General features: G+C 61.5%; 12 protein-coding genes. 5 read left to right on the top strand and 7 right to left on the bottom strand.

Annotated features, from left to right (window positions below; translation table 11 throughout):
• The first annotated feature begins 15 nt into the window (after nt 1–15).
• Entirely contained in the window at nt 16–1,545 is a 1,530-nt protein-coding gene (locus E5E97_RS06385; protein ID WP_162902051.1) for an aryl-sulfate sulfotransferase, read from the top strand.
• Between the two features lie 32 nt (nt 1,546–1,577).
• Here the strand turns inward: E5E97_RS06385 and E5E97_RS06380 are convergent, their stop codons facing one another.
• Both E5E97_RS06380 and E5E97_RS06375 read right to left on the bottom strand, forming a co-directional pair.
• Complete coding sequence (locus E5E97_RS06380; RefSeq protein ID WP_045528837.1) at nt 1,578–2,051, bottom strand: hypothetical protein; 474 nt, start codon at nt 2,049–2,051, stop codon at nt 1,578–1,580.
• Between the two features lie 85 nt (nt 2,052–2,136).
• Nucleotides 2,137–2,553 carry a hypothetical protein gene (locus E5E97_RS06375; protein ID WP_162902052.1) on the bottom strand — a complete coding sequence of 139 codons (417 nt, stop codon included), beginning with the start codon at nt 2,551–2,553 and terminating at the stop codon, nt 2,137–2,139.
• Between the two features lie 90 nt (nt 2,554–2,643).
• Here E5E97_RS06375 and E5E97_RS06370 point away from each other — a divergent pair, with 90 nt between their 5' ends.
• Together E5E97_RS06370 and E5E97_RS06365 are read left to right on the top strand one after the other, a co-directional pair.
• Entirely contained in the window at nt 2,644–3,312 is a 669-nt protein-coding gene (locus E5E97_RS06370) for a response regulator transcription factor (RefSeq protein WP_162902053.1), read from the top strand.
• A 43-nt stretch (nt 3,313–3,355) separates the two neighbouring features.
• Entirely contained in the window at nt 3,356–4,567 is a 1,212-nt protein-coding gene (locus E5E97_RS06365) for a HAMP domain-containing sensor histidine kinase (protein WP_016349214.1), read from the top strand.
• Nucleotides 4,568–4,641: 74 nt separating this feature from the next.
• Here E5E97_RS06365 and brnQ read toward each other — a convergent pair whose 3' ends face one another.
• The 3 genes from brnQ to metH form a co-directional block, all read right to left on the bottom strand.
• Entirely contained in the window at nt 4,642–5,976 is a 1,335-nt protein-coding gene (brnQ, locus tag E5E97_RS06360; protein ID WP_171279998.1) for a branched-chain amino acid transport system II carrier protein, read from the bottom strand.
• Nucleotides 5,977–6,364: 388 nt separating this feature from the next.
• Nucleotides 6,365–7,261, bottom strand: a complete 897-nt coding sequence (gene rimK, locus E5E97_RS06355) for a 30S ribosomal protein S6--L-glutamate ligase (protein ID WP_016349212.1) — start codon at nt 7,259–7,261, stop codon at nt 6,365–6,367.
• A gap of 239 nt (nt 7,262–7,500) precedes the next feature.
• A complete protein-coding gene (gene metH / locus E5E97_RS06350) occupies nt 7,501–11,184 on the bottom strand; it encodes a methionine synthase (protein ID WP_171279997.1) in 3,684 nt (1,227 codons plus the stop codon).
• A gap of 203 nt (nt 11,185–11,387) precedes the next feature.
• Here metH and E5E97_RS06345 point away from each other — a divergent pair, with 203 nt between their 5' ends.
• Both E5E97_RS06345 and E5E97_RS06340 read left to right on the top strand, forming a co-directional pair.
• Nucleotides 11,388–12,665, top strand: a complete 1,278-nt coding sequence (locus E5E97_RS06345; protein WP_024945658.1) for a sodium:proton antiporter — start codon at nt 11,388–11,390, stop codon at nt 12,663–12,665.
• 471 nt (nt 12,666–13,136) lie between these two features.
• Nucleotides 13,137–13,313 (top strand): hypothetical protein, encoded by a 177-nt coding sequence (locus E5E97_RS06340; protein WP_017408838.1) that lies wholly within the window; start codon nt 13,137–13,139, stop codon nt 13,311–13,313.
• Between the two features lie 123 nt (nt 13,314–13,436).
• Here E5E97_RS06340 and E5E97_RS06335 read toward each other — a convergent pair whose 3' ends face one another.
• Together E5E97_RS06335 and E5E97_RS06330 are read right to left on the bottom strand one after the other, a co-directional pair.
• Nucleotides 13,437–13,958 (bottom strand): GNAT family N-acetyltransferase, encoded by a 522-nt coding sequence (locus E5E97_RS06335; RefSeq protein WP_118882051.1) that lies wholly within the window; start codon nt 13,956–13,958, stop codon nt 13,437–13,439.
• 117 nt (nt 13,959–14,075) lie between these two features.
• Nucleotides 14,076–14,897 carry an HDOD domain-containing protein gene (locus tag E5E97_RS06330; RefSeq protein WP_024945656.1) on the bottom strand — a complete coding sequence of 274 codons (822 nt, stop codon included), beginning with the start codon at nt 14,895–14,897 and terminating at the stop codon, nt 14,076–14,078.
• Nucleotides 14,898–14,988 lie beyond the last annotated feature (91 nt).

Below are 14,988 nucleotides of genomic sequence, written 5' to 3'. Positions count from 1 at the left end.
GGGATGGTGTTTATCATGAGCATGAAAAAATCACTTTTGTTCACCTTCGTCTGTTTCAGCCTATATGGTTGCAACGGCAGCAGCGACAACAGCAAGACATTGGCCGAACAGCTCAGCTATGATCCAGCCACGCAAGTAACAGAAAATGACATCCATGATTCCGTTTTTATTTCTGCTCTGGATCTCACTGGATTAGACAGCAACAATATTAAGAATATCTCGTTCACTATCAAACCTAAAATCGGCAGCTACGCCAAACCGGTAACAGCCACTTATGACTGGCAATATATTGCGACCAATGGTTTGTATGATATGCAAAATAGAAGGTTCCAGCTCCCCGTTTTCGGTCTATATAGTGCCTATACCAATGACGTCACAGTCAACATTCAGTTTATTGATGACAGTCACTATGTTTTTCAAAAACATATTACCACCTCAGCCTATATCGATAGCGCCGGTGTCTATGACAACGTTGGCATCAGCATCAAACCAACTGCCACACCAACCTATAGCTATTTTTATATAAAAAGTCGTTTAAAGACTCCTATTATCATGGATATTGATGGCAATGTCCGCTGGGATGCGGGTATAACGCAAGACTCCATGTCCACTATTTTCCAAGGAGATAAATTTCTCACTGGGAATGTAAAAGGCATAAATATAGACTCACTGTCTCTTTACGGTAAAAAGTCTTCTATATCCATCAATGGAACCAATATGGGGAGCGATGCCTATTTTCATCACAATATCGACTCAGGAAAACAGGGAATATTGATTGAGCTGGATGGTACCACGGATGGTGCATTGAAAATAGAATCCTTCCTCAGTGAAATAGACAGTAATGGCAAAGTCATCAAAGAGTGGGACTTAGGAAAGATATTCTCTGAATACATGTTGCAAGAGGGGGATGATCCCAGCAACTTTGTCAGAGATGGCGTGGATTGGTTCCACATGAACGCGGCCACCTATGACCCGGCCGACGATACTCTGGTAATCTCAAGTCGGGAGAATTTTGTCGTCAAACTGGACTACGCCACCGGCAAGCTGATCTGGTTGCTGGGAGACGAGACCAAACACTGGTACTCCTACCCTTCCCTGCAAAAGCTTGCGCTGTCACTCTCCTCCGGGCAGACCCCGATAGGACAGCATGCCGTCTCCATGACCAAAGATGGCAAGCTGATGCTGTTCAACAATGGCCGCAGAAGTTTCAACAACCCTGCCGGGACACCGGCTGGCATAGACCTGGCCACCAGCCAGACGGCCATCTTTGCGATCGACAATCAGAATAAAACGGCTCAGGTAACCTGGAGTTTTGACGATGGAATTTACTCCGACATCTGTTCCAGCATTTACGAAGACAGGCTGGCAACTCAAGGGGATCTTCTTATCAACTATGCGGCTGCAGATAACAGATCCCGTGCCATCATTCAGGGAATAAACAAGGACAAGCAAAAACTCTTCGAGTTTACCTATCCAAGTACAAAGCCCTGTTATACCTCCTGGAACGCCATCCAGATCCCCCTCGAAAACATCCACTTTCAATAAACAGCAGAGCAGCGCCCCCGTGGCGCTGCTTTTTATTCATCTTCCGGATTGGCGATCAGGATCTCGGTCAGGCGGCCCTGCTCGTTACGACTGAGCACCAGCTTGCGGCCTGGTTGCAGGTCGGCCGGGCTGCCATTCAGCCAGCGGGTATCGTCATCGAAGGCCAGCACGCCGAGCCCCTGCAGCCGCAGGGCGCGGCCCGTGACCGCCAGCAGGGAGGCTTCGGCCCGGCGCCACTGGCTGGTCGGCAAGAATCCGGCGATGGCGTCGGCCATGCCGATCCGCTCGGCGACTCCGTCACGGCTGAGGATGGCCAGACGCATGCCGGGTCTGAGCTCATCGTTGCCAGCCACCCCGCTCAGCGCGGCGTTGCCGAGCTCGAGTTCGGCGCCCTGAAACTGCAGGCGCAGGCCATCGTTGTGTTCCAGCTCCACCAGCCAGAGCTCGCCATCGGCGGCCAGAGCGCAGAGCGGCAGTGTCAGCAACAGCAGGGAAGTACGTGTCATAACAAAGGGCCCATGGTCAAACCGTGCGAGGTTTAACTATGGACCCAGCTGTACCATTTTTCCGCCAGCGCCACGCCGGCCTGGCTCAGTCATCCTCGCGGCAGCGGCTCAGACGCATGCCGTCAAACTTGCACTCCAGCTCCAGCCAGCGTCCTTCGAACGGGGCCAAGCTGTCGTCCGAGGTAACATAACCCCAGATCCGCCCCCGCTCCACCGGCCCTTCCAGATCCATCTCGTCATCCTCCTCCAGCTTCTCGACCTCCCGGATCAGCCGCAGCTCGCCCTCGACCACCCCTTCCAGGTCAACCCAGGTACCGCCGAGATCGTCCTCTCTCAGCCCGTCCTTGAAGCGGGTCTGTTCGTCGAGCACAAAGGGAATGCCGTTGACCATCAGCTGGCCCAGCTGCCAGGTGGTGCGGCCGGTCAATTTGAACTCTGCCGACTGCGCAGCGCCGAATGGCAGCAAGATCAGCAGCAGGAGAGTGCAGAGAGACTTCTTCATCGGGGATCCTCGGGGTTACACTGCCACACAGGATGCCTCATCCGGTGTGAGATGACCGTGAAATGCCGGTCAAGACCAGGAGATCAAAGCATGAAAATACTGGTGGTGGAAGACAATCCCCAGGTCACGGAAACCATCATGGATTATCTGGAGCTGGCGGGCCATAGGCTGGACTGTGCCTACCACGGCCAGGCGGCCCTGCAACTGCTGGCCGAGCAGCGCTTCGACGTCATCATCATGGACGTCATGATGCCGCGCCTCGACGGCCTCAGCACGGTGGCCCGCCTGCGGGAGCAGGGGATCCCGACTCCCGTGCTGTTTCTCACCGCCCGCGACAGCCTGGACGACAAGCTGGCGGGCTTCAAGGCCGGCGGTGACGACTATCTGGTCAAGCCGTTCGCCATGGAGGAGCTGGAAGTGCGGTTGCAGGCGCTGGCCCTGCGCGGCCCCCGCAGCGACATGGGGGCGCTGTGCGTGGGCGAGCTGACCCTGGATCCCGCCAGCGGCCGCGCCACCCGGGCCGGGGTCGAACTCAAGCTCGGCAAGATCCCGTTCCAGATCCTCACCCTGCTGGCCCGCCGGGCCCCCGCCCTGGTCACCCGCCAGGAGGTGCTCGACATCGTCTGGGGCGACGAGGAGCCGGACTCCGACGCCCTGCGCAGCCACATCTATGCCCTGCGCAATGCGCTCGACAAGCCCTTCCCCGCCCCCATGCTGGAAACCCTGCACGGTCAGGGCTATCGGCTGGTGACCCCATGATGAGCCGCCAGCGCTGCCTGACTTCGCCAACAGGGAGGCCATCATGAGCCTGCCCAGCCTGCGCCGTCGCCTGATCCTCACCCTGAGCGGCGCCGGCCTGCTGCTGCTGGTCATCATCAGCCTGCTGATGGTGGTGGCCGAGGACAAGATGGAGGAGCTCAGCCTGCGCCACTGGCTGGAGGCCGAGGTGACCCGCTACAGCGACGACTGGCTGCGGCTCGGCATGGCGGCCCCCGCCCCCAGCCCACGTCAGTTCTCCAGCTACTGGACCGAGGCCGGCCGCCTGCCGGTCTGGCTCAAGCCCTACCAGCGCCCGGGCTTCTACGAACACGTGCTGGGGGACGAGGACAAGCACTTCCTGGTGCGGCCCCACCCGTCCGGTGAGGGGCTGCTCTACCTGGTGTTCAACGACGACGCCGACGACTACCTGGATCCTTACGAGGATCAGCTGCACCTGGCGACCCGGCTGATCGGGCTGGCCCTGCTGCTCGGCTGCATCGGCTTCGGCATTTGGCTGGTGCGCCACATCACCCGGCCGCTGCAGCGGCTGCAGCAGCGGGTCGCCCATCTCACCCCGGATCAGGCGGACTTCGTGCCCGACGCCCCCTGGCAGGAGCTCAGGGACATCGAGCTGGCGCTGCTGGCCGGCAAGCAGGAGGTGGCCGCCGTGTTTGCCCGCGAGCAGGAGTTCAGCCGCTTCGCCAGCCACGAGCTGCGCACCCCCAACATGGTGATCCAGGGCTCGGCCGCCCTGCTCGGCAAGGTGAGCGATCTGCCCGCACCCGCCGCCCGCGCCACCACCCGCATCCGCGCCGCCGCTGACGAGATGGCGCTGCTCACCGAGACCTTTCTGCTGCTGGGCCGCAAGGAGCCGGTGGAGCGCCCGCCCCAGCAGGTGGCGCCGCTCATTCGTCAGGAACTGGCTCGCCTCGCCCCGCTGCTGCAGCGAGAGGAGCTGGATATCCGGTTGCAGCTGGACGATGAGAGCGAGGCGCTGGCCCCCCTCTCCCTGCTCGCCATTGCGCTCGGCAACCTGCTGAAGAATGCCCTCAGCTACGCCGAGGGGCACATCGACATCGAGCTGGCCGGCCCCGTGCTCACCATCAGCAACCCCACCGCGGCCGCGCCGGATCAGATCCTCGGCTACGGCTGCGGCCTCACCATTATCCAGCGCATCTGCGAGAAGCTGGGCTGGCAGATAGAGACCCGGCTGGAGGGCGGCATCTTCAGCGCCAGACTGGCGATGCGGGAGTAAAAACGACAAGGCGCCCGAGGGCGCCTTGTGCATTGTTTCAATCACCAAAACCGGCCAAAAGGCCGGTTTTGCATTCAGACCGCGCTCTTACTGACAGACGCCACCTGTGGACGACCCTGCAGGCGATCCCAGAGGGCCGCCAGCAGCAGGGCACACAGCGAGGGCGGCAGCCAGGCCAGCCCCTGCTCGTTCAGGGGCAGGGCGAGGCTCCATGCCGGCAGCAGGCCGGCCAGGGCCGAGGCCTTGAGCCCGTCGATCAGACCGAACAGCAGGCTGATCAGCATGACAGGCCCCACCACCCGGGTGCCGTTGCCCCACCAGCGCAGGGTGAAGCTCAGCACCACCAGCACGATGCAGGGGGGGTAGATGGCGGTCAGTACCGGCACCGAGAGCTGGATCAGGTGGCTCAGTCCCAGGTTCGAAACCAGCATGGAGAAGCCGCCCAGCAGCAACACCAGGGTACGGTAGGAGAGCGGCAAATACTGGGCGAAGAACTCGGCACAGGCGCAGGTCAGGCCGACGGCCGTCACCAGACAGGCGATGAAGATGAGCAGTGCCAGGAAGCCGCTGCCCATGCTGCCGAAGGTGTGCTGGACGTAGGCGTGCAGGATCTCGGCGCCATTCTGGGCGTGGGGCACCAGTTCACCGCTCACCGAGCCCAAGCGGAACAGGCTGAGATAGACCAGCGTCAGACCCATCCCGGCGATAAGGCCGGCCAGTACGGTGTAACGGGTCAGCAACTTGGCACTGCTCACCCCGCGCGAGCGGGCCGCATTGACGATGACGATGCCAAACACCATGGCACCCAGCGTGTCCATGGTGAGGTAGCCATTGACGAAACCGTTGGAGAAAGGCTGATGCTGGTAGCTTTCGACGGCAGGGATGGCAGAACCGGCAGGCCACAGCAGAACCGCAAGACCCAGCGCCGCCAGCGCCAGGATCTTGATCGGTGCCAGCACGTGGCCCACGGTGTCGAGCAGCCGGCCCGGATAGAGGGAGATGCCGATCACCAGGCTGAAGTAGACCAGGCTGTAGATCAGCAGGGCCGAACCATCGTCACCAAACAGCGGCGCCAGCCCCACCTCGTAGGAGACGGTCGCCGTACGCGGGGTGGCAAACAGCGGCCCCACGGCCAGATAGCAGACGGTGGCGAGCAGCAACCCGGCCTTGCGGCCGATGGGCGCACTCAGGGCATCCACACCGCCCCCGACCTTGGCCAGCGCCACCACGGTGAGCACCGGCAGGCCGACCGCCGTCAGCAGGAAGCCGGCGGCGGCGCCCCACACCTGTTCACCGGCCTGCAACCCCACCATGGGCGGGAAGATGATGTTGCCGGCACCGACGAAGAGCGCGAAGGTCATGAAACCCAACGCGACTATGTCTCTGGATGTTAATTTTTGGTTATTCATGCTGCGTAATCTGCCTATGACAATGTCAAATCATGACGGAAGTCGGCACGAATGGTTTATTCGTGCAAAAAATCCGCAGATAGTTTTATTAAATTTTTATGTTTCGCGACCTGCGAAGGGCGACAAGTAGAGCGTTTGTGCCAACTGGAGGCAAGTGCGGCACGGCAATCCAGTCACTTCATCCAGAAAATAATTAAGCAATGGTGTTTGATATTGGTGTGGTGCAATTTTGCAACAGATGATAACGCCACAACCAGCGTCATTTGTTACCTGTCTTGCCGTTCGCGGCACCCGCAGGTTCAAGCCACCCGCCCAGCCGAGCGATGAGCCCAAAAACAACAGGGCGCCCGAAGGCGCCCTGTGTGATGGAGTGGCGGCAAGCCCGGCGTCACTCCGCCGGCTTGTGCTTGCGACTCGCCTTGAGCTCGAGAAACTCGATGATCTTGCCGGCTACGTCCTTGCCGGAGGCCGCTTCCACCCCCTGCAGGCCGGGGGAGGAGTTCACCTCCAGCACCAGCGGGCCGCGGGCACTGCGCAGGATATCCACCCCGGCCACGTCCAGCCCCATGATCTTGGCGGCCTGCACCGCGGTGGCCCGCTCTTCCGGGCTTATCTTGATCGCCTCGGCGGTGCCGCCCCGATGCAGGTTGGAGCGAAACTCTCCCGGCTGGGCCTGGCGGCGCATGGCGGCCACCACCTTGCCGTTGACCACCAGACAGCGGATGTCGGCGCCGTTGGCCTCGCGGATGTACTCCTGCACCAGGATGTTGTTGTTGGTCTGGATGAAGGCCTCGATCACGCTCTCGGCGGCCTTCTGGGTCTCGCACAGCACCACGCCGATCCCCTGGGTTCCCTCCAGCAGCTTCACCACCAGCGGCGCACCGCCCACCATGGTGATGAGGTCGGGCACGTCGTGGGTGCTGTGGGCATAGCCGGTCACCGGCAGGCCGATGCCGTGGCGGGAGAGCAGCTGCATCGCCCGCAGCTTGTCGCGGGAGCGGGAAATGGCCACCGAGCTGTTGAGCGCCATGGTGTTCATCATCTCGAACTGGCGCAGCACGGCGGTGCCGTAGAAGGTGATGCTGGCCCCGATGCGCGGGATCACCGCATCATAGCTCTCCAGTTCCCGTCCTTCGTAGTGGATGGAGGGGTTGTGGGAGGCGATGTTCATGTAACAGCGCAGGGTGTCGAGCACCTCGACCTGATGACCGCGCGCCTGCGCCACCTCGACCAGACGGCGGGTGGAGTAGTTGTTGGGCTCACGGGATAAAATGGCGATCTTCATGACAATTCCGCTAGAAGGCAGTGCCTGGGCAGGATGGGGCGGGAGAGTATAAGGTGCCACAGCGCCAAGACAACGCCAATTGTTTCTCCTGACAACAAGACAAACCACACAGAAACCTGCGCTGCCATCCCGCTGTCACCAGATTGTCAAACGGCGGCACCAGACTGGTCTGTCCCCCAGTACAGGATGCCGCCGTTGTTCATCCAGGATCAATCGGGATTGACCCGGTTGCCACCCCTTTAATGCAGGTTCGGCCCCAGCCAGCGCTCGGCTTCGGCCAGCGTCATCCCCTTGCGCTGGGCATAATCTTCCACCTGATCCTGCTGGATCTGCGCCACCGCGAAATACTTGCTGTCGGGGTGGGAGAAATACCAGCCCGACACGGCCGCCCCCGGCCACATGGCGTAGGATTCCGTCAGCTTCATGCCGATGGCCTGCTCCACCCCCAGCAGCTCCCAGATGCTGCCCTTCTCGGTGTGCTCGGGGCAGGCGGGGTAGCCGGGGGCCGGGCGGATGCCACGGTAGTTCTCGCGGATCAGCTCCTCGTTGCTGAGCGCCTCCTCGGGGGCATAGCCCCAGTGCACTTTACGCACCTGCTCGTGCAGATACTCGGCGAAGGCCTCGGCCAGGCGATCGCATACCGCCTGAATGAGGATGGCGTTGTAGTCGTCGTGCTCCGCCTTGTAGGCCTTGGCGATAGCCTCCTCGCCGATGCCGCCGGTCACCGCGAAGGCACCGACCCAGTCGGGCTTGCCGCTCTCCTTCGGCGCCACATAGTCTGCCAGACAGTAGTTGGGGAAGCCCTGCTTCTCGCTCTGCTGACGCAGATGGTGCAGCACCTTGCGCACCTCGCTGCGCGACTCGTCGGTATAGACCTCGATGCTGTCGCCCACGGCGTTGGCGGGGAACAGACCTATGATGCCGGCGCAGCGCACGCTCCGATCTTTTTCCAGCTGATCCAGCATAGCGTTGGCATCGGCGTAGAGGCGCGTGGCCTCCTCCCCCACTACCTCATCTTCCAGGATGCGGGGGAACTTGCCCGCCAGCTCCCAGCTCAGGAAGAACGGCGTCCAGTCGATGTAGGGGCGCAGCACCGAGACCGGCACATCCTCGAAGATCTGCACGCCGGGTTCGCGGGGCTTGGGTGGCTCATAGCCAGCCCAGTCCAGCTGATGGCGGTTGGCACGGGCGTGGGCCAGGCTGACCGGCTTGGAACGCGGCTGCTTGCGAGCGTGCTGCTCGCGGGCAATCTCGTACTCCTTGTCGATGCGGGCCACGAAGGCGGGCTTGAGCTCCGGGCTCAGCAGACTCTGGGCCACCCCCACCGCGCGCGACGCGTTGGAGACATAGACCACGGGTTCGGAGTAGTTCTGCTCTATCTTCACCGCGGTGTGGGCCTTGGAGGTGGTAGCGCCGCCGATGAGCAGCGGCAACTTGAAGCCCTGGCGCTCCATCTCTTTCGCCACGTGCACCATCTCGTCCAGCGACGGAGTGATCAGGCCCGACAGGCCGATGATGTCGGCATTGACCTCCCGCGCCGTCTTGAGAATGGTCTCGCAAGAGACCATGACCCCGAGATCGACGATCTCGTAGTTGTTGCACTGCAGCACCACCCCGACGATGTTCTTCCCGATGTCGTGCACGTCCCCTTTCACGGTAGCCATCACGATTTTGCCGTTGCTGGAACCGCCGGACTTCTCCGCCTCGATATAGGGCTGCAGGTAGGCGACTGCCCGCTTCATCACCCGCGCCGACTTCACCACCTGGGGCAGGAACATCTTGCCGGCGCCGAACAGATCGCCCACCACGTTCATGCCGTCCATCAGCGGCCCCTCGATCACGTGCAGCGGCTTCTCGGCCTGGCTGCGCGCCTCCTCGGTATCCTCCTCGATGAAATCGGTGATCCCCTTGACCAGCGCGTGCTCCAGCCGCTTGCCCACCGGCCAGCTGCGCCACGCCTGATCCCGCGGATCCTCCGCCTGGGCACCACCACCGCGATAGCGCTCGGCGATGGCCAGCAGCGCCTCGGTGGCGTCCGGATTGAGGTTCAGCACCACCGCCTCGACCTTCTCTTTCAGATCGCTCGGGATGTCTTCGTAGATGGCCAGCTGGCCGGCGTTGACGATCCCCATGTCCATGCCGTTCTGGATGGCGTGATAGAGGAACACCGCGTGGATCGCCTCGCGCACCGGCTCGTTGCCGCGAAACGAAAACGAGACGTTGGAGACGCCGCCGGAGATCATGGCGTGGGGCAGGTTCTGCTTGATGTCCTTCACCGCGTCGATGAAGTCCACCGCGTAGTTGTTGTGCTCGTCGATGCCAGTCGCCACCGCGAAGATATTGGGGTCGAAGATGATGTCTTCCGGCGGGAAGCCCACCCGGTCCACCAGAATGCGGTAGGCGCGCTGGCAGATCTCGAACTTGCGCTCCCGGGTATCGGCCTGGCCCACCTCATCGAACGCCATCACGATGACGGCTGCGCCGTAGCGGCGCAGCAGCTTGGCCTGCTGGATGAATTTCTCCTCCCCCTCCTTCATGGAAATGGAGTTGACCACCGGCTTGCCCTGCACGCACTTGAGGCCGGCCTCCAGCACTTCCCACTTGGAGGAGTCGATCATCACCGGCACCCGGGCGATGTCCGGCTCGCCGGCAATCAGGTTCAAGAAGCGCACCATGGCCGCCTCGGCGTCCAGCATCCCCTCGTCCATGTTGATGTCGATGATCTGGGCGCCGCTCTCCACCTGCTGCTTGGCGACGTCGAGGGCCTCGTCGTAGAGCCCCTCCTTGATCAGCCGCTTGAACTTGGCCGAGCCGGTGACGTTGGTGCGCTCCCCCACGTTCACGAACATGGATTCGGGGGTGATGATGAGAGGCTCGAGGCCCGACAGCCGGCAGGCTACCGGTAGCTCGGGCAGGGCGCGCGGCTTGATGCCCGCCACGGCGTCCGCCATGGCGCGAATATGGGTCGGGGTGGTGCCGCAGCAGCCGCCCACCAGGTTGAGAAAGCCGCTCTGGGCCCACTCGCGGATATACTCGGCCATCTCATGCGCGTCTAGATCGTACTCGCCGAACGCATTAGGCAACCCGGCGTTGGGGTGGGCGCTGACATGGGTCTCGCTGATGCGCGACAGCTCCTCCACGTACTGGCGCAGCTCATCCGGCCCGAGCGCGCAGTTGAGACCGAACGAAACGGGTTTGACGTGGCGCAGCGAGTGGTAGAAGGCTTCGGTGGTCTGGCCCGAGAGGGTACGGCCGGAGGCGTCCGTGATGGTGCCCGAGATCATCACCGGCAGGCTGTATCCCAGCGCCTCGAACACCCCTTCCACCGCGAAGGCGGCGGCCTTGGCGTTGAGGGTATCGAAGATGGTCTCGATCAGAATGATGTCGGCGCCGCCCTCGATCAGAGCGTGGGTCGATTCGGTGTAGGCGGCCACCAGCTGGTCATAGGTGACGTTGCGCTTGCCGGGATCGTTCACGTCCGGCGAGATGGAGGCAGTGCGGTTGGTCGGGCCCAAGACCCCTGCCACGAAGCGCGGCTTGTGGGGCTCTTTCGCCGTCCACTCGTCGGCCACTGCGCGCGCCAGCCGGGCAGCCTCGCGGTTGATCTCGGCCGAGAACTCTTCCATCTCGTAGTCGGCCATGGCGATGCGGGTGGCGTTGAAGGTGTTGGTCTCGAGGATGTCGGCGCCGGCGGCGCAGTACTGCTCGTGGATCTCGCGAATCACGGCGGGACGGGTCAGCACCAGCAGGTCATTGTTGCCCTTGATGTCGGTATGCCAGTCGGCGAAGCGCGCGCCGCGATAATCGGCCTCACCGAGCTTGTACCCCTGGATCATGGTGCCCATGGCGCCATCGATGATCAGGATCCGCTCCTTGAGACAGGCTTCCAGTTTGTTTGTCACATCCGACTTTTTGTTCGACACCGCTCGTTCCTCTTACATCCATGCAACTGCGTAAACAGCATCCTAACAGCAAACAAATCAAATGGAAATCTAGCCGTCTATCTGTCTATATCAGCGACCTATATACTCATAAATAGGTAATGAGTAACATGTGACCCAAGAGTACCCTATGCCCGTCCTCAATCCGGACACGTGCTTGCTGTTTACTAAAGAGAAAAATAACTATGAGCGTCTACTACACACTCTGCTTCCTGGCAGCGTTGGCGATCTTTATCGCCTTTGCCAATCAGTATGTTGTGAAGATCCAGACCACCATCGCCATCACCGCGGGCTCCATGCTGATCTCCGCGCTGCTGGTGCTGTTCGGTAAGCTGGGCTGGTTCAATCTGGAACCCCTGGCCGTCAAGACCATGGAGAGCATCGACTTCCAGAATTTCCTGCTGAAGGGGATCCTGGGCTTCCTGCTGTTCGCCGGCGGTCTCGGGATCAATCTGAAAGCCCTGCGCAGCCAGAAGTGGGAGATCACCATTCTCTCCATCGTGGCGACCCTGCTCTCCACCTTCATGGTCGGCTACGGCTTCTGGTTCATCGCCAAGCTGCTGGGCTGGGAGCTGCCGCTGGTCTATTGCATGCTGTTCGGTGCCCTGATCTCCCCCACCGACCCCATCGCCGTACTGGCCATCGTCAAGAAGATGAAGGCACCGCCCCAGATCGCCATCCAGATCGAAGGGGAATCGCTGTTCAACGACGGTGTCGGCCTGGTGATCTTCGCCACCGTGTTCGCCGTGGCGTTCGGCGGCGTCGAGCCCACCTTCGGCAGCGTGGCTGGCCTGTTCCTGCATGAGGCCCTCGGCGGCATCCTGTTCGGCGCCGTGCTGGGCCTCATCGCCCACGTGATGATCAGCGCCACCGACGACGGTTCGCTGGAGCTGCTGTTGACCCTCTGCATCCCCACCGCCGGCTTCGCCTTCGCCAACATGATCGGCGTCTCCGGCGCCCTGGCCATGGTGGTGACCGGCATCATGATCGGCAACTGGACCCGTCATTCCGGCTTCTCCGAGCAGAGCAGCCATCACCTGGATCACTTCTGGGAGTTGATGGACCAGTTCCTCAACGCCCTGCTGTTCCTGCTGATCGGTCTGGCGCTGGTGCTGCTGGATCTGGCCTGGCGTGACTGGATCCTGCTGGTCATCGCGGTACCGCTCTGCCTCGCCTCCCGCTTCATCAGCGTGTCGCTGCCCTATATGGCCTTCCGCCGCTATCGCAGCTACAACAAGTTCTCGGTGCGGATCCTCACCTGGGGCGGCCTGCGCGGCGGTCTGGCCATGGCCATGGCGCTGGCGCTCCCCTCCGGCGTCATGATGCTGCCGGAACACGGCGTCGACCTGCGGGAAGTGATCCTGGTGATGACCTACTCGGTGGTGATGTTCTCCATCGTGGTACAAGGCATGACCATCACTCCGATGATCACCGCCGCCAAGAAGGCCAGCGGCCACTATTGAGTCACCGGCTGACGTCACCTGGTGATGAAAAAGGGCTCCCTCGGGAGCCCTTTTTGTGGCCGACAGACGACCCTCAAGGAAAAACTGCAAATAATTGTTTGCTTTTTACTCATGTCGAGGAGAGAATGCGCGCCGGCTAGTTAATCAGCCCTGATTATGTTTACCCTGAAATGCTTCACCTCACGATGAATCCTGCCAGTACCCGCATAACCTTCTTCTGATTTACTCGCCTTGAGAACCGTTCAGGCTGTCTGCCTGCGTTGCCCGGCTCTCACGGTGCAGACCCGATCTGCCCACTCCCAAGTAGCATCATGCATCCGCGTGGTCCTTGGCGCATTCCTTGAAAGTGCAGACGCCCCTGAACCGGGCTGGGTATTCCTGCGCGCTCGTCCGCAATCGTGCTGACCGCGCCCATTGACCTGACATTTGCCAATACAAGGAGCAAACACCTAATTGATATAGAGAAATACCATGATGAAAGCAGTACAAACACACAAACCCCTGCGTCGCAGCAAACCCATCAACCTGCCCGTGCAAGAGCACGATGACGACGGGTTCCTGATCCAGTTCAGCACCCGCTTCAGCGGCGGTTTTGCCATCTCCTGTGACGGCATCGCTGGCGAGTTCTCCATCGAAGACCTCAACTGATCCTGCCTGCCCAACGGCAGCGACTGATGCAGACAGGCCGCAACTCACGGCGGCCTCTTTGTCTCACTCCCACAAATTTTCCCTACATCACCTAGCCAACACCCGCACTCTTGGCCGGTACTCTCAGACCCGGCAGGCCTGCGCTCCTTCCGCCTCCAGCAGCAGACACTCATCCGCATCCTCGGCCAGCTTGACCAGCCTGCTCTGCACCAGCCCCAGCTTGGCCAGCAGCGCCACCGAGCGCTCGTTGCCCGGGGTGACGATGGCGACCACCCGCTTGATGCCGAGCCGCTCCCGACCATCCTGCAGCGCCGCCTGCGCCGCTTCGATGCCATAACCCTGAGCGCGATAGGCGGGCAGGAAGGCGTAGCCGATGTCTTCACAAGGCAGGGTATCGCGCTTGATCAGCCCGCAGATGCCGAGCTTGGCGCCGTCGCTGCGCCGGGCCACCAGATAGAGGCCGTGACCGTGGCGGGCATAGCTGACCGCCGGCCCCTGCTGGATGTAGTTTTCGGCATCCTGCAGAGTGCGGATGCCCCGATCGCCGATGTAGCGGTGAAAGTCGGGGTCGTTGAGCAGTTCGACAATGAAGGGGGCATCGGCAACGGTCAGTTCGCGCAGTTCCAGGCGCTCGGAGAGAATCATGACAAGGGCTCGCATAGAAGAGACAGGCCCCAAGACTGCCCCCGCCACCGGCTATTGGCAAGGCCGTCACCATGAAAAAGGGCCGCAGCGCGGCCCCGGTCAATGAAATCAGCCGCGTCAGGCCGCCAGCAGCCCGGCGTAGCCATTGCCCTGCTCGCGCAGCGCCACGAACACAGCCGCGCAGTCGGACCAGGAAAGACCGAGCCGCTCGGCCACCTGGGCGGGCCACTCGGGCGGTGCCTCATCCCCCACGTCGGACTGCGCCGCCAGGGCGATGGCCAGATGGATGAGGGCAGCCTCGACAGAGAACTCCTTGGCCAGCAAGGGGTTGTAGTGATACTCCACCGCATGGCAGATGCTCAACGGGAATTGCCAGCGCCTGGCCATCTCGGCCCCGGTCTGGGCATAGTTGAAGCCGACCACCAGCTCCTCGGCCTTGGCGCGCCCCTTGCTGGGCTCCAGATCCTTGATGTGGTTCACCATGTTCTCCGGCAACCCTACGTGCATGATAAGCCGCCCCATGTCGTAGAGCAGGGCGCAGGTGAACACCTCCTCCCCCTTCATGCCCTTGAGCTTGGCCAGCCGTCTGGCCAGTTCGGCCACGTCGAATACCTTGCCCCAGAAATGCTTGAGATCGATGCCGGGCACCGCATTGATAGAGCCGGTCAGGCCGCAGGCGAGCACCATGTTGCGCACCACGTCGACCCCGAGCCGCACCACAGCTTCGTTGACGGTGGCGACCTGGCGACTGCCGCCAAACTTGGCGGAGTTGGCCAGCCGCAGCAGCTTGGCGGAGATCACCGGATCCTTGTTGATCTTCTTGGCAATCAGCAGGATATCCGGCTCTTTCTCGTTGAAGGTCTGCACCAGTTCGCGCATGACTTCCGGCACGTTGGGCAGGTTCTGGGGCTTGGATAACAGCGAGTCTATGGTGGGCATATTGATATCCGTCCATGCGATTTTATGATGGTTGTTGTTTGCCGACAGCAAACCCACATTAATTATGGGTAACAAAAACCGCCCCTACCGA

Origin of the sequence: Aeromonas sp. 2692-1 (assembly GCF_013085505.1) — a bacterium.
In the GTDB taxonomy this organism is placed as follows: Bacteria; Pseudomonadota; Gammaproteobacteria; order Enterobacterales; family Aeromonadaceae; genus Aeromonas; species Aeromonas hydrophila.
This window is presented reverse-complemented; position numbering and strand designations above follow the sequence as displayed.